Origin of the sequence: Pseudoalteromonas sp. CNAT2-18.1 (genome assembly GCF_022347865.1) — a bacterium.
GTDB lineage: Bacteria > Pseudomonadota > Gammaproteobacteria > Enterobacterales > Alteromonadaceae > Pseudoalteromonas > Pseudoalteromonas ruthenica.
The window spans coordinates 48,710-69,917 of record NZ_JAKRFR010000001.1; the positions used below are offsets into that span (position 1 = coordinate 48,710).

At 48.4% G+C, this 21,208-nt stretch carries 26 protein-coding genes; 17 read left to right on the top strand and 9 right to left on the bottom strand.

Going from position 1 to position 21,208, the window contains the following annotated elements:
• Positions 1–4: 4 nt before the first annotated feature.
• On the top strand, positions 5–1,138 hold the full coding sequence (gene dnaJ, locus MHM94_RS00190; protein ID WP_022945190.1) for a molecular chaperone DnaJ: 1,134 nt from the start codon (positions 5–7) through the stop codon (positions 1,136–1,138).
• A 49-nt stretch (positions 1,139–1,187) separates the two neighbouring features.
• Here dnaJ and MHM94_RS00195 read toward each other — a convergent pair whose 3' ends face one another.
• The 5 genes from MHM94_RS00195 to MHM94_RS00215 all read right to left on the bottom strand — a co-directional run bounded on the left by MHM94_RS00195 (position 1,188) and on the right by MHM94_RS00215 (position 5,878).
• Positions 1,188–1,412 (bottom strand): hypothetical protein, encoded by a 225-nt coding sequence (locus MHM94_RS00195; RefSeq protein WP_151174140.1) that lies wholly within the window; start codon positions 1,410–1,412, stop codon positions 1,188–1,190.
• 78 nt (positions 1,413–1,490) lie between these two features.
• Entirely contained in the window at positions 1,491–2,513 is a 1,023-nt protein-coding gene (locus tag MHM94_RS00200) for an ABC transporter ATP-binding protein (protein ID WP_235418246.1), read from the bottom strand.
• Between the two features lie 21 nt (positions 2,514–2,534).
• Positions 2,535–4,025: an iron ABC transporter permease gene (locus MHM94_RS00205; protein ID WP_045979906.1), complete on the bottom strand. Its 1,491-nt coding sequence runs from the start codon at positions 4,023–4,025 to the stop codon at positions 2,535–2,537.
• Positions 4,025–5,065 (bottom strand): ABC transporter substrate-binding protein, encoded by a 1,041-nt coding sequence (locus tag MHM94_RS00210; protein WP_235418247.1) that lies wholly within the window; start codon positions 5,063–5,065, stop codon positions 4,025–4,027. Before MHM94_RS00210 ends, MHM94_RS00205 begins: the two co-directional genes overlap by 1 nt.
• Positions 5,066–5,878, bottom strand: coding sequence for a hypothetical protein (locus tag MHM94_RS00215; protein WP_235418248.1), 813 nt, complete (start codon positions 5,876–5,878; stop codon positions 5,066–5,068).
• 258 nt (positions 5,879–6,136) lie between these two features.
• Between MHM94_RS00215 and ybaK the strand changes: the two genes are divergently transcribed.
• The 6 genes from ybaK to MHM94_RS00245 all read left to right on the top strand — a co-directional run bounded on the left by ybaK (position 6,137) and on the right by MHM94_RS00245 (position 11,450).
• Positions 6,137–6,598 (top strand): Cys-tRNA(Pro) deacylase, encoded by a 462-nt coding sequence (gene ybaK / locus MHM94_RS00220; protein WP_152441657.1) that lies wholly within the window; start codon positions 6,137–6,139, stop codon positions 6,596–6,598.
• A gap of 278 nt (positions 6,599–6,876) precedes the next feature.
• Complete coding sequence (locus tag MHM94_RS00225; protein ID WP_235418249.1) at positions 6,877–9,138, top strand: acyl-CoA dehydrogenase; 2,262 nt, start codon at positions 6,877–6,879, stop codon at positions 9,136–9,138.
• Between the two features lie 99 nt (positions 9,139–9,237).
• On the top strand, positions 9,238–9,627 hold the full coding sequence (locus MHM94_RS00230) for a DUF393 domain-containing protein (protein WP_045979910.1): 390 nt from the start codon (positions 9,238–9,240) through the stop codon (positions 9,625–9,627).
• A complete protein-coding gene (locus tag MHM94_RS00235) occupies positions 9,606–10,316 on the top strand; it encodes an SDR family NAD(P)-dependent oxidoreductase (RefSeq protein WP_235418250.1) in 711 nt (236 codons plus the stop codon). Before MHM94_RS00230 ends, MHM94_RS00235 begins: the two co-directional genes overlap by 22 nt.
• Positions 10,317–10,333: 17 nt before the next feature.
• The gene (locus tag MHM94_RS00240) at positions 10,334–10,984 is read left to right on the top strand and encodes a flavin reductase (protein WP_045979912.1); all 651 of its coding nucleotides are present in this window, start codon (positions 10,334–10,336) and stop codon (positions 10,982–10,984) included.
• Positions 10,985–11,048: 64 nt separating this feature from the next.
• Complete coding sequence (locus MHM94_RS00245) at positions 11,049–11,450, top strand: cytochrome b562 (protein ID WP_235418251.1); 402 nt, start codon at positions 11,049–11,051, stop codon at positions 11,448–11,450.
• A gap of 16 nt (positions 11,451–11,466) precedes the next feature.
• Here the strand turns inward: MHM94_RS00245 and MHM94_RS00250 are convergent, their stop codons facing one another.
• The 4 genes from MHM94_RS00250 to MHM94_RS00265 all read right to left on the bottom strand — a co-directional run bounded on the left by MHM94_RS00250 (position 11,467) and on the right by MHM94_RS00265 (position 13,972).
• Positions 11,467–12,549 (bottom strand): substrate-binding domain-containing protein, encoded by a 1,083-nt coding sequence (locus MHM94_RS00250; protein WP_235418252.1) that lies wholly within the window; start codon positions 12,547–12,549, stop codon positions 11,467–11,469.
• A gap of 110 nt (positions 12,550–12,659) precedes the next feature.
• The gene (gene ykgO, locus MHM94_RS00255; protein ID WP_235418253.1) at positions 12,660–12,803 is read right to left on the bottom strand and encodes a type B 50S ribosomal protein L36; all 144 of its coding nucleotides are present in this window, start codon (positions 12,801–12,803) and stop codon (positions 12,660–12,662) included.
• A complete protein-coding gene (locus MHM94_RS00260) occupies positions 12,800–13,054 on the bottom strand; it encodes a type B 50S ribosomal protein L31 (protein ID WP_022945176.1) in 255 nt (84 codons plus the stop codon). The genes ykgO and MHM94_RS00260 overlap by 4 nt, the downstream gene beginning before the upstream one ends.
• Positions 13,055–13,318: 264 nt before the next feature.
• Positions 13,319–13,972: a DUF6058 family natural product biosynthesis protein gene (locus MHM94_RS00265; RefSeq protein WP_235418254.1), complete on the bottom strand. Its 654-nt coding sequence runs from the start codon at positions 13,970–13,972 to the stop codon at positions 13,319–13,321.
• A 170-nt stretch (positions 13,973–14,142) separates the two neighbouring features.
• On the opposite strand from MHM94_RS00265, the gene dapA reads away from it, so the two are divergent.
• The 10 genes from dapA (at position 14,143) to MHM94_RS00315 (ending at position 21,205) form a co-directional block, all read left to right on the top strand.
• Entirely contained in the window at positions 14,143–15,060 is a 918-nt protein-coding gene (dapA, locus tag MHM94_RS00270) for a 4-hydroxy-tetrahydrodipicolinate synthase (RefSeq protein ID WP_152441663.1), read from the top strand.
• 190 nt (positions 15,061–15,250) lie between these two features.
• Positions 15,251–15,952, top strand: coding sequence for a beta-ketoacyl synthase chain length factor (locus MHM94_RS00275; protein ID WP_235418255.1), 702 nt, complete (start codon positions 15,251–15,253; stop codon positions 15,950–15,952).
• On the top strand, positions 15,942–16,712 hold the full coding sequence (locus MHM94_RS00280; RefSeq protein ID WP_235418256.1) for a lysophospholipid acyltransferase family protein: 771 nt from the start codon (positions 15,942–15,944) through the stop codon (positions 16,710–16,712). The genes MHM94_RS00275 and MHM94_RS00280 overlap by 11 nt, the downstream gene beginning before the upstream one ends.
• A complete protein-coding gene (locus MHM94_RS00285) occupies positions 16,709–16,972 on the top strand; it encodes a phosphopantetheine-binding protein (RefSeq protein WP_045979917.1) in 264 nt (87 codons plus the stop codon). The genes MHM94_RS00280 and MHM94_RS00285 overlap by 4 nt, the downstream gene beginning before the upstream one ends.
• Positions 16,973–16,985: 13 nt before the next feature.
• Complete coding sequence (locus MHM94_RS00290; RefSeq protein WP_022945170.1) at positions 16,986–17,231, top strand: acyl carrier protein; 246 nt, start codon at positions 16,986–16,988, stop codon at positions 17,229–17,231.
• Between the two features lie 8 nt (positions 17,232–17,239).
• On the top strand, positions 17,240–17,809 hold the full coding sequence (locus MHM94_RS00295; protein ID WP_152441665.1) for a hypothetical protein: 570 nt from the start codon (positions 17,240–17,242) through the stop codon (positions 17,807–17,809).
• On the top strand, positions 17,793–19,172 hold the full coding sequence (locus MHM94_RS00300; RefSeq protein ID WP_235418257.1) for an AMP-binding protein: 1,380 nt from the start codon (positions 17,793–17,795) through the stop codon (positions 19,170–19,172). Before MHM94_RS00295 ends, MHM94_RS00300 begins: the two co-directional genes overlap by 17 nt.
• A complete protein-coding gene (locus MHM94_RS00305) occupies positions 19,165–19,524 on the top strand; it encodes a thioester dehydrase (RefSeq protein WP_045979919.1) in 360 nt (119 codons plus the stop codon). Before MHM94_RS00300 ends, MHM94_RS00305 begins: the two co-directional genes overlap by 8 nt.
• Entirely contained in the window at positions 19,521–20,261 is a 741-nt protein-coding gene (locus MHM94_RS00310) for a glycosyltransferase family 2 protein (protein WP_235418258.1), read from the top strand. The genes MHM94_RS00305 and MHM94_RS00310 overlap by 4 nt, the downstream gene beginning before the upstream one ends.
• Positions 20,258–21,205 (top strand): acyltransferase, encoded by a 948-nt coding sequence (locus tag MHM94_RS00315; RefSeq protein WP_235418259.1) that lies wholly within the window; start codon positions 20,258–20,260, stop codon positions 21,203–21,205. Before MHM94_RS00310 ends, MHM94_RS00315 begins: the two co-directional genes overlap by 4 nt.
• Positions 21,206–21,208 lie beyond the last annotated feature (3 nt).

Genomic DNA, 21,208 nt, shown 5'->3' on the forward strand with positions numbered 1-21,208 from the left:
AGATATGTCAAAACGCGATTATTACGAAGTCCTTGGCGTAGCAAAGGACGCCAGTGACCGAGATATTAAAAAGGCTTATAAGCGCCTGGCGATGAAATATCACCCGGATCGTACTGCCGGCGATAAAGAGCTTGAAAATAAGTTCAAAGAAGTCAAAGAAGCCTATGAAGTCCTCGGTGATGAGCAAAAACGCCAAACCTATGATCAGTTCGGCCATGCAGCATTTGAGCAAGGCGGCGGTGGCGGCCACGGCGGCTTTGGCGGTGGCGCAGGCGATTTTGGTGACATCTTCGGGGATGTCTTTGGAGACATCTTTGGCGGCGGTCGTCGTCAGTCACGCCAACAACGTGGCGCCGATTTACGTTACAACATGGACTTAAGCCTAGAAGAGGCAGTGCGTGGTAAAGACGTCGAAATCAAAGTGCCTACTTGGGTGGCCTGTGAGCCTTGTGATGGCTCAGGTGCCAAACCAGGCTCAAAACCGAAAACCTGTCATACTTGTCATGGTGCAGGGCAGGTACAAATGCGCCAAGGTTTCTTCGCAGTGCAACAGACGTGTCCAACTTGTCAGGGGACAGGGCAAATTATTTCCGACCCTTGTGATAGTTGTCATGGTCAAGGTCGCGTAGAACGCACCAAAACATTGTCGGTGAAAATTCCCCCAGGTGTGGATACTGGCGATCGTATTCGTCTTGCTGGCGAAGGTGAGGCCGGTGCTCATGGTGCGCCTGCAGGCGATCTCTATGTACAAGTGAGTGTACGTGAACACCCTATCTTTGTTCGCGACGGCAACAATCTGTACTGTGAAGTACCTATCGGCTTTACCACAGCAGCGTTAGGCGGTGAGATTGAAGTACCAACGCTAGATGGTCGTGCTAAGCTGAAAATCCCAGCAGAGTCGCAAACTGGAAAGATGTTCCGTATGCGTGGTAAAGGGGTCAAGTCAGTGCGCTCCGGTTCAGTTGGTGATTTAATCTGTAAGGTGGTGATTGAAACGCCAGTGAACCTCAACAGTGAGCAACGCGAGTTACTTGAGCAGTTAGAAAGCAGCTTGGGCAAAGACAGCTCAAAATACCGCCCGAAGGAGAAAGGTTTCTTCGACGGGGTGAAAAAGTTCTTTGATGACTTAACCAAGTAAGGGTGAGCTCGTTAAAGTAAAAAAGCGCCTTGAGGCGCTTTTTTTGTATCTAATTGAGCAGCAATGCTTGTTCTGTAACGTCTGAACAACGACACAACTGCACATCTTCGTGGTATCTCACCTCGTGTACGGATGGCGCGCTACGCGTTAGTTGCTCGCAGCGTGCTGCACATTGACGTTGATGCTGCCAGTAATCGTACTCACCTGAAATCAGCCACGTAAGGAGCACCGCCACGACCGCTAAGCTGGCAAGGCGGATATTTCGACTCAGCATTGTCTCTCACCCACTCGCTCGTATACCTTAACTAACCTTAGTACACAACCAGCGGTGAGAGCGAACTTTATCCCGTAACTAAGTGCTACTCTGGATTGTAAATGCGGCTAATGGGTGTGAGGTGCTTAATGAAACATGTACTTTATCGCCAGGGCGCACTAGCATTTCATGGCTCACGCGGCTGGTCACCGTGGTTTTGCAGGGAAGTTCAATCGCGCACAGTCTGCTGCCGCCTTCAAACCTGACCCAAGTAACAACACCATTGTTGTTGTTTGCATCTTGCGCTAATAACACATCGTCTGGGCGCAGCAACACGTCTACTTCCGCTGCGCTGTCGTCAATGCCTACTACTGGCGCTATTCCTATTGCGGTACTGGCTTGGTGGTGTTGATGTTGTCCGCGAATAAAGCTTGCTTCGCCCAAAAATCGTGCGACAAAGCGATTGCTAGGCATGCTGAAGCATTTTTCTGGGCTATCAATCTGTTGAATTTTACCATCGCGGAGCACCCCGACGCGGTCACCCACAGAGAGTGCTTCTTCTTGGTCGTGGGTCACCCAAATAGCGGGCACGCCGGCTTCTTTCAAAGCGTTGCGAATATCCCAGCGCAGCGTGTCTTTGAGCGCTGCATCTAGATTTGATAAGGGTTCATCCAGTAGCACAAAATCCGGTTGATGCGCCAAAGTGCGGGCCAGGGCAACACGCTGTTTTTGGCCGCCGGAGAGGGTGGCTGGCTTTTTATCGCGAAATGCCTGCAGGCCAAGTAAGTCAATCCAATGATCGGCTAGGGTGTGGTCTTTTAAACGAAAGCAAATATTTTGCTGCACACTTAAGTGTGGGAATAGCGCAAAATCTTGGAATACCATACCTACGCTGCGCTTTTCAGGAGGCACCGTTTGTGTGGGGGTAGCGCGCCATTTGCCAACATCGATTTGCCCCTCACTGATGGGAATAAGCCCGGCGAGGGCCTGTAAAATCGTGCTTTTTCCACAGCCTGTAGGGCCTACGAGCATCAAAATTTCGCTTTTATCAAGGGCCAGGTCGAGTTCACTGACAACGCGATTGCTACCGTAATCGATAGACAGCTTACTTACAGATAGCATGTTTAGGTTTCCTCTTCACGTTTAACTGCTGCGTTTCTCGCCTGAAAGCATAATAGCGAGGCCGCCGGCGGAGATCACTACTAGAAGTAGCCCTGGAATTGCTGCGCGACCAAAATATCCGGCCTCATACACTCGCCATAGGTAGGTAGACAGGGTCTCAAAGCCCGTTGGACCAAGCAATAAAGTTGCTTCGAGCTCGCGCATAGACTCTAAAAATACCAGTGCAGCACCAGCGACAATGCCGCGTGCAGTCAGGGGCAAAGTCACGCGCATAAAGGCCTCCCTCGGAGAAGCACCTAATACACGCGCGGATTTGACTAAACTGCCATCCAAATGTTCAGTGCTGGTACGAATGCTACCTACGGCTAAAGGGAGAAAGCGCAGTACATAGGCAATCACTAATAAAGCGAGGGTTTGATAGAGCAGGGGTAATTGCAGGCCACCATAAACCAATGCTGTGCCCATAACAATTCCGGGAATACCAAAACCAAAGTAGGTGACGCGCTCCATAATACGCCCGGCTTTGCCGGTCAGTGCCGCATGGGCAACGGGGATGGCGACAATCACGGCAGTGAGTGCGGCTATAATCGACGCATACGCCGAGTTCCAAGCGATATTTATGTCAAAATCGGCAACGCCATCACGGGCGAGCCAAAGCATAAAAATAGCTAAAGGCAAACCAATAGCAAGCATCAGAATAGGTGTGAAAATGGTAAATAACCCCATTAACTGCAAGCGACTGGGGAACAGTATAAGCGCACGACCATGGCGCTCGGTGGCGGTTTTTATTTGTGACTCTAAAAACAATAAAAAGCCAACAATACACATTAACTGTAATGACAGCATTGCTGCTCGGTTTAGGCCAAAGGCATTGTATTCAACGTAGATAACGCGGGTGAAGGTATCCAGGCGCATCATCGCTGGGGTGCCAAAATCGGATAAGGTATACAATGCCACCAGTAGCGAGCCGGCGGCGATACCATTGACCACGCGCGGTAAAATCACCTTAAAAATACTGCCGGTCATGGACATTCCTAAAGTGCGCGCAGCGTTGACCATACTGGCATCTAAGCTTAATAGCGACGAGCGGGTGGTCATCATCACAAAAGGAAAGGTATAAAGGGTCATCACTATCGCTGCGCCGCTGAGACCATACATAGGTGCGGTGGTCAGGCCAAACAACCCTTCTATTTCGCCACCAGGACCGAATGCGGCATACAAGGTAAATGCACCGATATAACTCGGGATAGCGAGGGGAGCGGCAAACAGCACTAACCAGAATTTTTTCAGTGGTAAGTGCACATAAGCGCTTATAAACGCCAAAGGCACGCCGATAAGGATGGAGCCCAACACGGTCAATGCCATTAGCGCTAAGGTGTTGCCGAGAATCTCGAGATTATGACTGTCAAATAGGGTGTTAGCGTCACTTGCTAAGCTCAGCAGCACATACACAGGGGTTAGGGCAACTAGCGCCGCGAGCAGCGCTAGAGGGTAAGACGCAGGTAGGCGCATTACAACACACCGCTGGCGCGCATTAAATCGAGAGTCGGTCGCAAATCTGCTAGTTGCGTTAAGTCTACTTTGGGTGGTGAAATACTAGCCAGTGGCGGCAACCCTTGTGGCTGCGGAACACCGCTTATAAGTGGAATTTCATAGGCTTCCTGGGCGAGATAACTTTGCACTTCGGCGCTTAGTAAGTAGCGCATAAAGTTCACTGCTAATGGGTCTTCGCTCAGAGCCAAAATACCAGAGGCATTGACTAAACAGCCAGCATCATTATTGGTAAAGGCTAACGCTAAATTGGCATCGGGCTTACCGGATTTCAACCTTAAGGTGTAATAATGGTTAGCAAAACCAATATCTACCTCACCGCGTTCAACAGCCATCACTACGCCCAGTTCGCCAGCGTAGGATTTGGCGCGTTTTTGCACCTTCTTTAACCATTTTGCGGTTTTGTCATCACCTTCTATGAGGCGCATGGCCGTGACAAATGATTGGAACGAAGCGTAAGCGGGCGCCCAACCGATGCTCAAGTCGCTCTCGGCAATATCCATAATATCTGTTGGGATCTGCTCAGCACTTAGGCGCTCAGTGTTGTAGGGTAAAGTGCGAACCCTGCCAGTCACCGGAGCCCAACCAGGGTAACGGAATTGGGGCTGAAGCTGGGCAGACAGATCATCAGGTAGGGGGTGAGCTAAGCCTGCATCGGTGACCAGACCTATAGCGCCAGAGTCGACGGCCCAGAACAAATCGGCGCGCTGCACGCCCATTTTGGCCTCGGCTACAATAGTATTTGCCAAAGCGGCAGTCGGACCACGACGGATCCCAAGCTCTAGTTTGGGGTTTTTGTCTTGGATGGCTTGTAACACGTTTTCATACAGGCCACCTTCACCGCGACCAAGGTAAAGCGTCAGCTTCCCCTCTAAACGCGGTAACTGATCAACAGAAACAGGACTGGCTGTGGTCGCGGCAAATGCACGTGACAGAGGCAGCGGCAAGGCACCAGCCACCCCTAACGCAGCTAGGCCTTGAATAAAGGTCCTACGCTTCACTTAAAATACATCCTTACGTGCTTTTTCGGCTTTCTCAATCAACGCCTTAGCGCGGTCTAATTTTGTTTGCATATCAATGACAACGTTGCGCACCGCATCAACGCCTTGATCATCGGCGATGGCTTTAGGCAGCGTAACGTTAAAATCTTTTTCTAGTACTTCAACGAGGTTAGCGTCTTGCTCAATCAGCGTACCCTCTACGCCTTCAAAAAGGTGCAAGTAGGTATCGTGGACAATGCTGGTCGCTTCTTCGTTAAGGCGCTCTGCGTATTTGGCAACGACGCGGTCCAATTTGTGCTTGATTTCAACAATGGTGGCACTTTGGGTCATGGACTCCGTTGCTGTGGTTTCAACGCTCTCAAGCAAGCCTTTTTGTTGGTACTGCGCGGCAAGTTTAACAGCCCCAAGACCCTGCCACAAGGCTGCATTCATGGCTTGTTGCTGGGTACGCACGTTGCTGCTAGGTTCGCCATTATCAATGGCCATTTTTACACCATACAAACCTTGCCAAATCGAGGCATAAACCGGCACATAATTAGTTTCAATGGCACTGTGGAACTTAACCGATTCCCAGTATTCAATGAGCTCATCACTGTTTACTGACTTCTTGCCTTGCTGTTCATATTTTCCGACTAAGGTATCAACCTTGCCAACCATCCATTCAACTTCTTCTGAATAGTCTTTTAAGTTTTCCTGTAGGTGATTTACGTGCTCACCAATTGGACCGTTTGCAAAGGCTGGTTGAGTGGCTACGGCAGAGGCTAGAACAAGGCCAAGGCCCGCGAGTTTTATAGAGTGTGACCATGTTTTCATAATTAGATTACCGAAAAGTATAAGTGTAAATGATAGCTATTATCATATCCCTCGAGACGCACTTAATCAATATGCAGACAACCCCTTATGAGTGATTTCATGACATCCTAACGAAGCTTTTATGAAACTTAGGTTAAAGTTACAGAGAATTAACATAAGAGCCTTGTTATCATATAGTTAGCTAGGTTCTGAAACATAGACAAAGAACTAACCCCGCAGTATGCTTTAAGTTACAGATGATAAAGATATGGACACACTATGACCCCCGCTGTGACTCTATTAGAAAAGCACAAACACGCATACGAGTTGCTCAGTTTTAGCCATGACCCTCAGGCTGACAATTACGGTCAGGAAGTCGTTGCCAAGCTCTCTCTAGATTGTGAAAGCGTGTTCAAAACCTTGGTTCTTAAAACCGCGAATAATGACTATGTTGTCGCCATTACGACAGTCAATCGCACGGTCGATACCAAAGCGCTGGCAAAATTAGTGGGGTGTAAAAAGGTGGCGATGGCCAGTGCGAGTGAAGTTGAGCGTATTACCGGCTATGTGCTTGGGGGAGTCAGCCCATTTGCGCAAAAAAAGCGCTTGCCGACCTTTGTTTATCAAAGTGCACTACAACAACCACGTATTTATGTCAGCGCAGGCAAGCGGGGCGTTGAGCTGGCAATTGCACCTGATGTGTTAGCACAGTTGCTCCCGGTAAAATTCGGTGCCTTCTAGCACAGGCTCTGTGCCTTTTCCTTATCTTAACTATCCGAGCGTTTGGGTATTGTTTTGATTTACAGCCCGCCTGCTTTTTCGTCTCAGCCGATACCAAGATAAATAACAAAAAAATTCAGCGTACAACTGTGCGCTTAAAGCCATTTAATTTCAATACGTTAATTGCATCAACTTAAACGGGAATTAAAATTTCTGTTAAAAAACTGGTTGGACCAATTGATCTGTTTGTATTTTTATGCCGTAATAGTGGGTAAATTAACTGGTCTGATGAGTTGGTTATGAGCTTACGTACTAAATTGAAAAAAATCCTTCCGAGTATTTCTGTTACCGAGCAAGAGGCGCTAGACGCTGGTGATGTTTGGTTAGAGGGCTCGATTTACCGGGGTAAACCTGACTTTGCTGCCCTGCGCGATGTGCCAGCGGCAACCTTGAGTGCCGAAGAGCAGGCATTCCTCGACGGCCCAGTGGCGCAATTGCTTGAGATGATTGATGAGACCGAAATCCAATCCGGTAATCATCTCCCTGAGCATATTCTTGAATTTCTTAAAAAAGAGCGCTTTTTCTCGTTAATCATCCCGAAAAAGTTTGGCGGTTTAGAGTTCAGCCCATATGCAAACTCTACCATCGTTGCGACAATCTCAACGAAATCCTCGGCGGTGGCAGTGACAGTCATGGTGCCTAACTCTCTAGGCCCAGGTGAGTTACTGCTTCACTACGGCACTGACGAGCAACAAAATCACTATTTGCCACGCCTAGCTGATGGCCGCGACATTCCTTGCTTCGCGTTAACTAGCCCTGAGGCCGGCTCTGACGCCGGTGGTATCCCAGACATTGGTGTGGTTAAAGAAGGTGAGTTTGAAGGTAAGAAAGTACTGGGTCTTGAGGTCACTTGGGACAAACGTTATATCACCTTAGCCCCTATCGCGACTGTACTGGGTTTGGCGTTCAAAGTGGTAGACCCTGATGGCCTACTCGGTGGCAAAGAAAACCTAGGTATCACTTGTGCGCTTATTCCTCATGACCATCCTGGCGTGCAATTAGGTAACCGTCACGACCCGATGGGCGTGCGTTTTTATAATGGCACGACACGCGGCGAGAAAGTCTTTATCCCGATGGAGTTCATCATCGGCGGACAACAGAATATTGGTCGTGGTTGGCAAATGCTGGTGAGCTGTTTAGGCGCAGGGCGCGGTATTTCACTACCTGCACTGGGCGTATCGGTATCGCAAGTATCCTTTAAAGGCGCAGCTGAATACGCCGCTGTGCGTGAGCAATTCGGCTTGGCTATTGGCCAATTTGAGGGTATCCAGGAAAAACTCGCGGATATTGCTGGTAAAACTTACTTGCAAGAAGCCATGCGAGTGCTGACCACCGAAGGACTTGGCATGGGCTTGAAGCCATCAGTGGTAACCGCGATTGCCAAATACCACATGACTGAAATTGGTCGCGATGTGCTTAATTCAGCAATGGATATTCAGGCCGGTAAAGCGATTCAACGCGGCCCGCAAAACACCCTAGCTAGCGGCTTTGTGGCGCAGCCTATCGCTATCACCGTTGAAGGCGCAAACATTTTGACGCGCAACCTGATGATCTTTGGTCAAGGTGTAATGCGTTGTCACCCGTACCTGCAAAACATGGTTGAGGCGATTCACTCACAGGAAAAAGATGCCGACGCGACGTTCAATCGCATCTTGCGCAAAACTGTGGGTTACAGCACAGCAAACGCACTTCGTGCATTTAAGCACGGCATGCTCCCGTTCACTGCGTCAAGTCAGTCAAACTTGGCAGAGGTGCGTGAATATGAAAAAGCGGTGCATAAGCTATCCTCTCGTTTAGCAGTATACGCCGATTTCTCGCTATTGGTGTTGGGTGGCAAGCTTAAGCAAGCAGAAATGTTGTCAGCGCGTTTAGGTGATGTGATGAGCTACATGTATGCAGCTATGGCATCCATTAAATACTATGAGCAAAAAGTCAGTGCTGAGGATAGAGAGCAAGCGGCTCCTTACTTCCACTATGCAACTCGTTGGGCGTTGCAGCAGGCGGAAAAGGCATTGCATGCATTCTTGGATAACTTCCCTGCGTCTGGCACGCGTAAGTTCATGCGCTTTTTGACATGGCAGTATGGCTACAAAATGCCTGCTATCGGCGACGAGTTGGTACGTGAGCTGGCGAAGCAAGCACAGCTTGATACCAATATTAAAGCGCAACTGACGCATCTCGTTAAGCCAACGCCAGGTGATGGCCATGACATTAATGAGCAAGCTTACAAAGCAAAACTGGCTAACCTAGACAGCCTAGCGAAAGTGCGCAAGGCTATTAAGTCGAAGCAGATCCGCTCGGGCGTGCGCTTTAGCGAAACTCTCGACAATGCGTTAGCGGCAAGTGTTATTGACGCGCAGCAGTACGCGTCACTGATTGACTATAACAATAAGCGTGAGCTGGCTATTCGTGTTGATGAGTTTGATTACGATATGAACTTATTAACCCCTAATGGTGAGCGCGCCGATGGCGAAACCACGACGTTGCGTAATGCTAGTTAACTGATAGATGCCAACGCATCACACAAGCCCTTGAGCTCCGGCCAAGGGCTTTTTTGATCTTCTCCCATCTATGGTGCGTATTTGATTGCGGAGGTAAGTATGATCACCTTATTCTATGATGCGCAATGTCCGCTGTGTGTGGCGGAAATGAGAAAATTAAAAAAAGCGGATCTGCGAGATGAAGTTCAACTCGTTGATATTCACGATAGTCAAACCATGGCCGCTTATCCGCAGGTGCAATTCAGCGCCGCTAATCGTATTTTGCATGCTGTGGACGAGCAGGGGCAATTGTACCTCGGTTTAGATGCCACAGTGCGAGTGTGGCGACAAGTCGGCAAGATGCGATGGCTGGCTGTTTTACGCTGGCCGGTCATTAAATGGTTTGCGGATATCGCTTACCGACTCTTCGCTCGTTATCGCCTCCCTGTTTCTCGGCTATTAATGCCTAGTCAGTGTGCGAATAACCAATGTCGCAATCCCAAGTCATGAAACAGGCGTTGATCATCGGCGCTTCCAGCGCAATTGCGAAAGCCCTTATTGAGGAGCTTGAACAGCAACAGGTGGAGGTTACATCGGTTTCGCGTAGTCAACTTGAGCGCAGCCCGCATTACCTCGTTGATTATGATGATGAGGCTATTAATGAATGGGTGAAGGAGCTCAACGGGCAGCGATTTGACTATATCTACATCTGTAATGGCGTTTTGCATGGCCAAGGCGTGGCTCCAGAAAAATCCCTATCTGCCTTTAATGAACAGCAATTCAGTGAGGTGATAAGAGCCAACACCCTTGTTCCCATGTTGTGGCTTAAGCATACACCGGTATTAGTCCCTCGTAATGAACCGTCTGTGGTAACCATTTTTAGCGCCCGAGTTGGCAGCATTAGCGATAACCGATTGGGAGGGTGGTACAGTTATCGAGCCTCCAAGGCGGCGCTGAATATGTTAGTGAAGACCGCTTCTGTGGAGGTGCGCCGCACCCACAAACAAGCAAAGTTCGTGCTGTTTCATCCTGGCACCACGGATACACCACTGTCTAAACCTTTTCAAAAAAATGTTCCCGAGCACAAACTGTTTACGCCTACTTTTGTGGCTCAGCGGCTGCGTGAGCTCACTTTGGAAACGCAGGACTTACCTGAGTGTGGCTACTTTGATTGGGACAAATCTGCTATTCAATTTTAATTATAAAGAGCGTTTTTATGCATTTTAGTAAACACGATATTGAGCAGATGCCATCGCGGTATCGCGCTCATTTTATTAACTCTTTGTCTGGTTATAAAAGTGCCAATTTAGTGGGCACTGCAGATCATCAAGGGCGGTATAATCTTGCCATTGTCAGCTCAGTGGTACACCTAGGAGCGCAGCCCCCGCTGGTGGGGATGATCATGCGCCCGGATGTGGTCGAGCGCCACACTCTGGCCAATATTCGGGAAACCGGTTGGTATACCTTGAACCAAGTTCACCAGTCCTTTTGGCAACAGGCGCATCAAACATCGGCCAAGTACCCGGCAGGTGAGAGTGAGTTCTCAGCCACAGGCCTCACTGCCGAATTTATTGGTGATTGCCCCGCGCCCAGTGTGGCCGAGAGTCAGCTTTGTTATAGCGTTAAGCTGCTAAGCGAGCAGCCAATAGAGTACAACGGTACCATCATGTTGATCGGTGAAATCGAACAGGTGGTACTTAAGCAGCCGGCCTTGTTTGAAGATGGCCATATCGACCTCAACAGCTTGCAAACGGTCGCGGTGGCGGGATTAGATGGCTATCATGTGGGTCACGCTCTGGGGCGCTTACATTACGCCCAGCCAGACAGTGAACCGACAGTGCTTGAGGCGAAGTGTAAAGGGGATTGACAGGGCGCTTGTGTCCTGTCGATGCATCGGTACAATAGCGACTCAAAAGACAAGAGATGTAACTATGTTGCCATTACTAAAGCGCTTCGGCGCCCTTATTTTATTTACTTTGCCATGTTTGTCCCAGGCTCAATCTCAGCAGATCGACCTTGAAGCGGTGATGAAAAACATGGGCCATAGCTACAAACAAGCAATGAAGGCGCAGCAACCGACAATCATGAGTAATGCTCTGAAGGACCTGAAAGAGCTTGTACAAGAGGCCAAACGAGCACGCTTCTCAAAAGCAGTAGAGCAATCTCAACAGGGGTTGGATAAGGTGCTTGAGCGTATAGCCTCGGCTGAGCAACAACTTGCTCAAGGGCAACTTGAGGCTGCCCGTGAAACTCTTAAAGACATCGATACGCTGCGTAAAAAGTATCATGAGCTGCATGAACCGCCAGGCTTCTGGGAGCTATTGTTCGGCTAACGATTAATACTCGTTTTTAAGGGCAGCGCGATGCTAAGCATTGCGCGAGGTTGGATAAAGTGAAATCTAACGGTTGCGCTGCAGTTTTGCTAAACCGAGTAAAGTCGATATCCCCTAGTCCCTTATTGTGCAACGCATTAATAAGGGGCGTAAATTGCGGATCATTGGCGGCGAATATTGGGTAATTGGCATCAGAGTCGAAGGGCCGCTCAAGTATATGGGCGTCGTAAAGAGCAATAAGCGCAGCGGCTCCGAGCAGTACATGCCCGCCGACAGATACATCTGCACTGACATTGCTTGGGACCTTGTCCCAATTGATACCGCCGATAACAGGCTGCGTCTCTCCCCGAGCATTACGGGCAGCACGGACAACACCGTTGGCGATGGGGTCATTGGCCGCCCACACCATATTAATTTCTTTGAACCGGGCTAAGGCTCGGATACTTTTTCGAAACCCTTCCTCTTGAGACCAATTAGCGACATCGCTGTGTACTAACTTAATATCGTGGTGCTGGCGTAAGAAAAGTTCTAAGCCATGCTTGCGGCTGATTGCCGAGTCAGTGCTGTAATCTCCATGCAGAGCTAATAAGTTGAGGGTTGTGCCATGAGCAAAGCGCGACTTCGCAATGTGGTATAAAGCATTTGCCAACTGATAGCCTGCGTCGAAGTTATTGGGGGCAAGGTAACCAATGAACCATTGTGGTTTAGTTTCTAATACCTCGTCATCTGGGGCGTTAAATATAAACAAAATAGGCTTGGTGATTTCGGGAGAGCCATTGAGCCACTGTGTTACCGCCTTCTTTTCGTCAACCACAACAAGGTAGTCGGCATCACTGCTCATTGCTTGGCGTAGCTGCGACTTCATTAAGATGTGGTTTCGGTTGGCGTAACTCACCGTCAATTCGATATTTAAATCTTCTGCGACGCTGTTCATGGCAGAGCTCACATCACGCCAAAACAAACCCGTGGCATTATTAAATTGATGACCGGGATTCACAAAGTAGACTTTTAGCGCTGGTGATGCAGTTTGCGCCTCGACTTGGGGGCTGATAAAGGCGAGGGCGATATAACAGAGCAGTGTAAACAGAAGATACTTCATTGTGACCATGCAATAGCGGAAGAGATTTAAGTGTATGCATAGGGCCACAAACAGTAAAGTTTAGACTGGTACGTAAACAGTCAATTGGCTATTTACGCACCACTTTTACATTATTTGCGCTTCTTGCCGCCTTTTCCTTGCACTGCTTTAAAGCGAGGGTTGGATTTGCAAATAACGAATACGCGACCGCGACGTTTTACCACTTGCGCACCGGGGCGACTCTTGGCGCTTTTTAACGAGCTCAATACTTTCATTTTCTTGCTCCTAAGCCTTTAAAACGACGGTTAAACTGGGCAATACGACCATCTTTACCTACGGCTTTTTGTTTGCCGGTGTAGAAGGGGTGAGACGCACTAGAGATATCAATAGCGACGTAAGGGTAGGAAACGCCATCAAGGGTTACGGTTCTGTCAGTGTGAATGGTTGAACCAATCACAAAGTATTGATCAGCTGATGTATCATGAAAGGCCACTTTTTGGTAGCGAGGGTGAATATTAGGTTTCATAGCAATACCTCCTTAATTATGTGATAACATATCACTTGATTAAGGTTGTTGCAACTAATTCTCATTTGTTTGACGTGTTTATTACAACGCGCAGGCCAGAAGCCATGCACAGTGATGTTTAGCATTGAAGAGCTGTTTTAGTAGAGGCGGGTGCGTTATGTTGCACCCTCATTAGCAAATAAACAGGGCTGAGCGCGCCAAGTTATATAAAGGCGTACTGACCTGATGCTAATACTTGTAAGCACGTGATGTAGCACAGCCACTCTACATTTTTACTGATAAATCGTACTTCATGGTCAATTTATCCAGATAGCGAGCACGCAAAGACTGGTCATATTCATGACTTGGCGGCTGAATCAACACTTTGGAAAACTGCTTCATAACAGGGTGTAACTGTTGACGTTGGGTTTTGTCTAGAGCCTGAGCAGTGAGTCCCTCAGTAATCGTATCAATGCTATAACGCAATGCATCCATTTGCATGATTTCTTCTATTTGCCCATTGCGAGTTTGTGTGCCGAATTGACCAGTGAGAAATTGCTGCCAAAGGTGTGTGAGGCGCTCGTCAAAGTCTTCGGTATAACTCTCATCAATGAATACGCCGTCTTGTTGCAAGTTTTGTAACGCCCCCTGCGCACGTTGAGCAAACAGAATAAATGCCGTGCTAGCACTTTCAATATTGGACTTTTGCAGCTGTCTGCCCCAATCTTGCATGGCTACGGGATAATACTGCCAAAATACTTGGCAGGGAAAGATCCCTTGGTAAGAGTGGCACTGAATACTGTTCTCAAGGCTATAGCTGGCCTGAGGAAATATGCGTAAGTGTTGCCAGTGTTGTAATTGTTCTTGCTCGATACCGAGCAGCTGACACAAAGACTCTTCGCGATAGTAGAACTGTTCAAGGTAGTCGAGTAGATGCATTGGTAAAACTAGTTAACTGTATATATGTACAGTTATTGTGGTTCAAATGCAATTCAGATGCAAGGCGTATAATTTGTTAGCATAAACACGTCTATCAGTCATAGACATCTGCCATTGCGGCGATGGATATGATTAAATGTTGCTATAAAAGAATAAATGAGATTATTTCTATGCGCTCAATGGAAAAAATACGCCAAGCTCGTGTGATCACGGCGATAAAGACGCCTTATACACAAACGGGTGAGGTATGCTTATCCACCTTTGATAAACTAGTTGAAAGACAAATCGCCGCTGGCGTTGATGGTATTGTGGTCGGCGGTACGACGGGTGAAGGTCAACTGATGAATTGGGAAGAGCACTTGATGCTTATTGCCCACAGTGTTTCGCAGTTTGCTGATAAGTTATTGATAGTCGGAAATACTGGCAGTAACAACACCCGCGAAGCGATTAAAGCAACCACCTATGGGTTCGCAACAGGGATGCATGCATCGTTGCAGATTAATCCTTATTATGGGCGTACCTCTGAGGCGGGGTTGAAGGAGCACTTTAACCGCCTTCTTGATATTGGCCCTGCCTTTATTTACAACGTCCCTGGGCGTACGGGTCAGGATTTGACTCCTGATATTATGACTCCGCTTGCAGAGCATAAAAACTTTGTCGGCGTCAAGGAGTGCGGTGGCAATGAACGTATTGCCGCCTACGAGCGCCAGGGTATTGCTTGCTGGTCAGGCAACGACGACGAAGCGCACGATGCAATCCATGAGTTTGACGCTCACGGTGTGATTTCAGTAACAACCAACCTGATACCTGAGTTATTTTGTGATTTGATGCGCACACCACAACCGCAGCGCAATGAGGAGCTTAAACCGCTCATGCAGTGGCTGTTTTGTGAACCCAATCCGGTTGCCATCAATACCGCGTTGGCCATGACCGCAGCGGTTAAACCGGTGTTTAGACTTCCATATGTGCCACTGAGCGAGCAGCAGCAAGCCCAAGGTAAGGCGCTCATGGCGCAATTGCAACGCGGTGAGCTAGTTGGCGATGCGCAGCCGGAAATGATAGATAAACAAGCCGTCGTCTATATCTAAAGCAACCAAGCTAAAAGCTAGAGTGCGCGTTGCGCACTCGCCATTCACTTCTTTGTCGATAACCTGCAATAGCTGGGGCACTGCTTGGACACTCCACTCCCTTAACCTGCAGTTAATTAGTGCTACATTTTTTGCTATTTAAATAACAATCCAGTACTATTTGCGCCCTTGTGGAAAACGGACTTTAGCGATGAAGTGTGCTGTTGAAAAGTTAGCGATGTATGTGCCGCCGACGGCGCAGGTCAAAGACCCAGCAATGACAGACGTTATTGCTTCTTTGGCAACAATTAACAGCGACATTGATGTCAGCTGGGTGAAGCCGATGCAGCGCCGGCGTCTGAGCTTATTTGCGAAAATGGCGCTTAGCTGTGCCAACATGGTAAATACAGATGCACACGCAATGCCTGTTGTGTTCTCCTCGCGTCACGGCGATTTACACAAAACGTCTGACTTACTCGAGCAATTAGTTGAGCAGCAGCCATTATCGCCAACTCAATTTGGTCTTTCCGTACATAATGCAGTTTCCGGTTTGTTATCAATACTAACAAACAATACCGCTGCAGTAAGTGCGATTGCAGGTGGTCGGAGCACTTTCTCAAGTGCGCTCATCGAAGCTTACTTGCAGTTACACAGTGGTGATACTGAGCGTGTTTTACTTCTTCATGTGGATAGGGCACTCCCTGACATATACGCGCAATACGCTGACGAAGAACAGGTGGATCATTGTGTTGCCTTAGTACTGAAAAAAAATATCAATGGGCATGGCTATGACCTTCAAGAGTTGCTTGATGCTCAACCAGAACCGTCTTTATCGGCGTTACGGTTTGCGCACGCCGCAATCCACAATCAGTCGATAGATATAGGAAAGTGGCGTTGGCATTATGCTCGGTAAATTGAACTATTGTTGGCGTGTGCTATGCACTGGTTTTTGTTTCAGTGTCTTTGGTCTTGGCGGTGTCGTGCTCAGTGTATTGGTCTTCCCGTTGCAGCGTGTGTGTTATCAAGACCCACATGTGCGTCAAGCTCGGGCTCGAAAAGTGGTGCATTATAGCTTTCGCTTCTTCGTGGCATTGATGGATACCTTGGGCGTTATTGGTTTTCACGTGTATGACAAACAGGTGCTGAAAACGCTAAAAGGGGAGTTGGTGTTGGCTAATCACCCCAGCCTCATTGACGTAGTGGTGCTGATATCTGCCATTCCCAATGCTGATTGTGTCGTTAAAGCCCACTTATTTAAAAACCCGTTTATGCGTGGCGTGATAAAAAGCACTGGCTATATAAGTAATGCCGACCCACAAGGTCTGCTCGAAGACTGTGAGCGTTCTTTAGCACAAGGTAATAACCTCATTATATTTCCGGAAGGTACGCGCTCTCACGGTGGCAGACTGAACAGTTTTAAGCGTGGAGCGGCAAATATTGCTTTACGAGCACAATGTCCCATAAGGGCGGTGTTAATTACAATGCAGCCGAGCACTTTAACTAAAGGGGTGCCTTGGTATCGAGTGGCGCCCGTGAAAGCGCACATGCATCTGCAAGTTGCCCAAGAGCAGCCGCAGCCATGGCTGCAAGATGAACAACCGGTAAGTGTGCAATCGCGCGCGCTGACTCGGTATTTGCAAACCTATTTTCATAACCAAGTAGAAAAATTATGAATGAGTTAAAATTACAACTAAAACAACTAATTATAAACAGTTTAGACCTGGAAGATGTCAGCGTTGATGACATTGATGACAGCGAACCTTTGTTTGTTGACGGCCTTGGTCTAGATAGCATCGATGCTTTAGAACTCGGCTTGGCGATTAAAAAAGAGTTTAATGTGAAAATTGATGCCAATTCAGAGCAAACCAAAGCGCATTTTGCCTCAATTAATGCGCTCGCCGAGTTTATCGAACAATCCCGCAACAACGCCTAAGAGTGAAGAAGACATGAAAACCGCTGCTGAAATTTACGACGTATTACGTGGCATTTTAGAAAACGACTTTGAAATTGAAGCCGATGATATCTCCATGCAAGCTAGCTTGTATGAAGATCTCGATCTCGATAGCATTGATGCCGTCGACTTAGTCGTGAAGCTGCGTGAAATCACCGGTAAAAAGATCGAACCTGAAGCCTTTAAGCAGGTACGCACGGTATCGGATGTGGTTGACGAAGTACATAAACTAGTCGCTTAAGGCACCTCATGCTCAAAGCAATTATTAACACGCTGCTGTCTATTTGTTTGCTGGCTTACCCTGTATTGGTGTATCTCGGTTTATCCCAAGGATATAGTCAACAAATCATGTGGCTGTTATTGGCTTTGCTTATTATTCGTGCCGCTTTGAGCTTGCGTATTCAAGTGCTGGGTGGCTGGCTATTACCCACTTCCGTGGCAGGCGTTATTTTAGTGGCCAGTGCCTTAGTCAGCGCACAGCCTCAGCGACTGCAATGGTATCCGGTGATTGTTAATCTTGTTATGGCGGCAGCGTTCGCTTATACACTGGTGCATAAACCCAGCATGATAGAGCGCTTTGCAAGACTGCGCGAGCCACAATTAAGCGACCAAGGCGTGCGTTACACCTATCGAGTGACGCAAATATGGTCCGTTTTCTTTGTGCTCAATGCGGCTCTTGCTGCCTACACCGTGCTACTAGAAGATATGGTGCTTTGGACTGTGTACAATGGCTTAGTCGCCTATATAGCGATGGGCATTTTGGGTGGCGGTGAGTTTGCTTATAGAATGTGGTTAAAGAGCAATGGACAGCTTAAATAAATTAATCGACCTATTGGCGCCAAATTGTGCCAGTGACGAGAACGCCTTCATCACTGCTGATACACTGATTAAGCGTATCAATGCGTTTAGCGCACATTATAAAAAGCTGGATATGAGCACAGCGGTGGTGCTGTATCACAGCGACAGCGTTGAATTCTTTATCCGCCTCATGGCGTTAGCACAAAACCCCATAGACATTATCTTACCGCCTAATGCGCAACCGCAGACCCTGGCGAAAATGCGTCAGTTAAGCGCATTTTTTTGCGGCGAACACAGTGCAGCCTCTGAAGGCGGGTTTAGCTATATTGATGAGGCGCTCGACGATACGTCCAGCTCATCATTGGCCGAACAGCGCAATGACAATATCTATTGGCCGAATGATAAAATAAGCGGTCGGTTGATCTTCTTTACCTCAGGAAGCAGTGGCCCCGCGAAAGCCATATACAAAACTTGGACAGCGATAAATCGCGAGCTCAACACACTCGAGCAAACCTTTATGGCTCGCCTTGCTACTGACTCACCACGGTTTGTGGCTATGGTGTCCCATCAGCATATTTACGGTTTACTTTTTAAAGTATTATGGCCTGCCCGTTTCGGCCATTGCTGGCACGGACCAATGTTCCACTATCCTGAGCACCTAGCGCAGTATATTGATTCCCAAGCGCCTAACAATTGGGTGCTGATTGCCTCCCCGGCGCAGTATTCGCGGTTAGTGCAAGATAATGTCCTCGGTGGCAAGCGCAGCAATCTCGCACTGCTATTTTCTTCCGGTGGACCGCTAGAGGACAGCGATGCAACACAATTGTATCAGCAGTTCGAGCGCGCCATTATCCAAGTGTATGGCAGCACAGAAACCGGTGGCATTGCTTATCGCCAAGTCAGCACCAGCGGCGCTGTCCCTTGGCAGCCGTTCCCAGGTGTTACCTTGGTGCGTCACAACGGACAACTAACACTAAAATCGCCATTATTAGACGAGCCAATGCGCTTAGATGACAAAGTTCAGCTGTTAAGCAACGGCGAGTTTATGCTTTTAGGGCGCGCCGACCGCACTGTTAAAGTGGCGGAAAAGCGGGTGAACCTAGTGGGTATGGAGGCCCGGCTAATAGCTCACCCCTGGGTCAACCATGCGGCCATTATGCAGTTAAGTACGGGTCGCCTCGGCGCGCTTGTGGTGCTCACTCGCGAGGGCCTAGAACAGTTCGAACAATGTCCGCGTAAACATATTAGCCAAACCCTAAAAGTGCACCTTGGTCTAGAATTCGAAGCGGTCTGTTTGCCGCGTAAATGGCGCTATCTTCAAAGCTTACCCTACAACTCACAAGGCAAATTAGTGCCCAGTGAACTGGAGTCGTATTTTGACTGATTTTAAAGTCACTCACCCCGATATTGTTGGCGTTGATGAGCAAGCGGATGAGGTATTGCTAACCTTATCGCTTGCGCCCCAGCTTGATTACTTTAAGGGCCACTTTCCCGATGCGCCGATTTTGGCCGGGGTGGTGCAACTGGATTGGGCCATCCACTATGGACGCAAATATTTTGGCTACCATAATGCGGTTGAAAATGTCGAAGTCCTCAAGTTTCAGGTGGTCATGACCCCAGGGCTGGAAGTGACCCTAGCGCTTGAGAAAAAAAGCGAGCATAAGTTCACTTTTCGGTATTATTCGCACAAAGGCCAGCATGCCAGCGGTCGTATTGTGTTTGCGAGTGACGCATGAAACTGTGCATTGTGATCCCCAACTATAACCATACGCAGGTGATTGCTGATGTCATTGCTGAACTTGAGCCTATGGGCCTAGATATTGTGATGGTGGATGATGGCAGTGCAGCTTCAGCACAGCATTATTTGCAGCAGTTAAGCGAGCGTTTTGATTGTTTACATTTACTTAGGCACCAGGTTAATGGTGGCAAAGGCGCGGCGGTGCAAACCGGACTGCGCTGGGCCTATGCTCAAGGGTACACTCATGCCTTGCAAGTAGACGCCGATGGTCAACATTGTTTGGCCGATATGCAAAAGCTTATCGCTAAAGCCAAGGCTCACCCCCATTGCCTTATCAGCGGTCGTCCGGTGTATGATGAGTCGGTGCCCAAGCATCGCTATTTAAGCCGCTATATCACCCACTTTTGGGTGTGGGTAGAAACCCTGAGCCTGTCGATTAAAGACTCCATGTGTGGCTTTCGTGTTTATCCACTGGCCCCGTGTATCGCCTTGTTTGATAGCCGTGCCTTGGGGACGCGTATGGATTTTGATATTGAGGTCATGGTGCGTCTGTATTGGCGAGGTGTTCCTTCGCTGTTTATCGATACCCAGGTGATCTATCCAGAGCAGGGCGTATCACACTTTCAGCCGCTGCACGATAATCTCAAAATTAGCTGGCTGCATACGCGATTATTTTTCGCCATGCTGCCTCGGTTACCTAAGTTATTGCTGCGCAAGCCCAGGGTAGACTCATGAGCCAAACACATTGGTCGAAAATGCAGGAACGCGGCAGTTACTGGGGCATGCAGTTTTTATTGGCGGTCTATAAGCTCTTTGGTCGCATGGTGCTGTGGGTGTTTCTTTTTCCTGTGGTGTTTTACTTTTACCTCACCGGAGGCAAGGCGCGCGCAGCCTCAAAGCAGTACTGGCAGAATTTACATAGGTACAACAGCACTCAGCCACCGTGGCGTTTTAGCACCGGGCTGAAACATTTTTGTACCTTTGCCGATAGCGCCTTTGATAAAATAGACGCTTGGTTAGGTCGCATTAGCCCAGCGCAAATCAATTACCGTAATCAGCATTTGTTTGATGATTTAGTGGCGCATAAGCAAGGGGCTATTTTTATCGGCTCCCACTTGGGAAATATGGAGGTGTGCCGGGCGTTAGGTATGCGCCACAGCCACTGCGTAATCAATGTGTTGGTGTTTACCCATCATGCGGTGGAGTTTAACCGCACCTTGCAACGCATTAACCCTAATGTCTCAGTTAACCTTATCCAGGTAAGTGAACTCGGCCCGGACTTGGCAATTTTACTGAAAACCAAGGTTGAGCAGGGGGAGTTTGTGGTTATCGTCGGTGATAGAACCAGCACCACGGCAATCGGGCGCGTGCAATATTGTCCTTTTTTAGGCCTCCCCGCGCCGTTCGCGCAAGGGCCTTTTATTTTAGCTGCGCTACTGGAGTGCCCCATTTATTGGCTATTTTGCATGCGCAACGGACGCGGCTTTGATGTGCACTTTAACAAATACAGTGACGGCTTGTCGTTACCACGCAAGAGCAGGCAGCAAGCGCTGGAGAAAATAATCCAAGATTACGTGCAGGAGCTAGAGACTGTTGTGCAGCAGTACCCTTACCAATGGTTTAATTTTTTTGATTTTTGGCAGCGTGATGAGCACAGCGCGCGCCACAAGGAGAGCTAATTC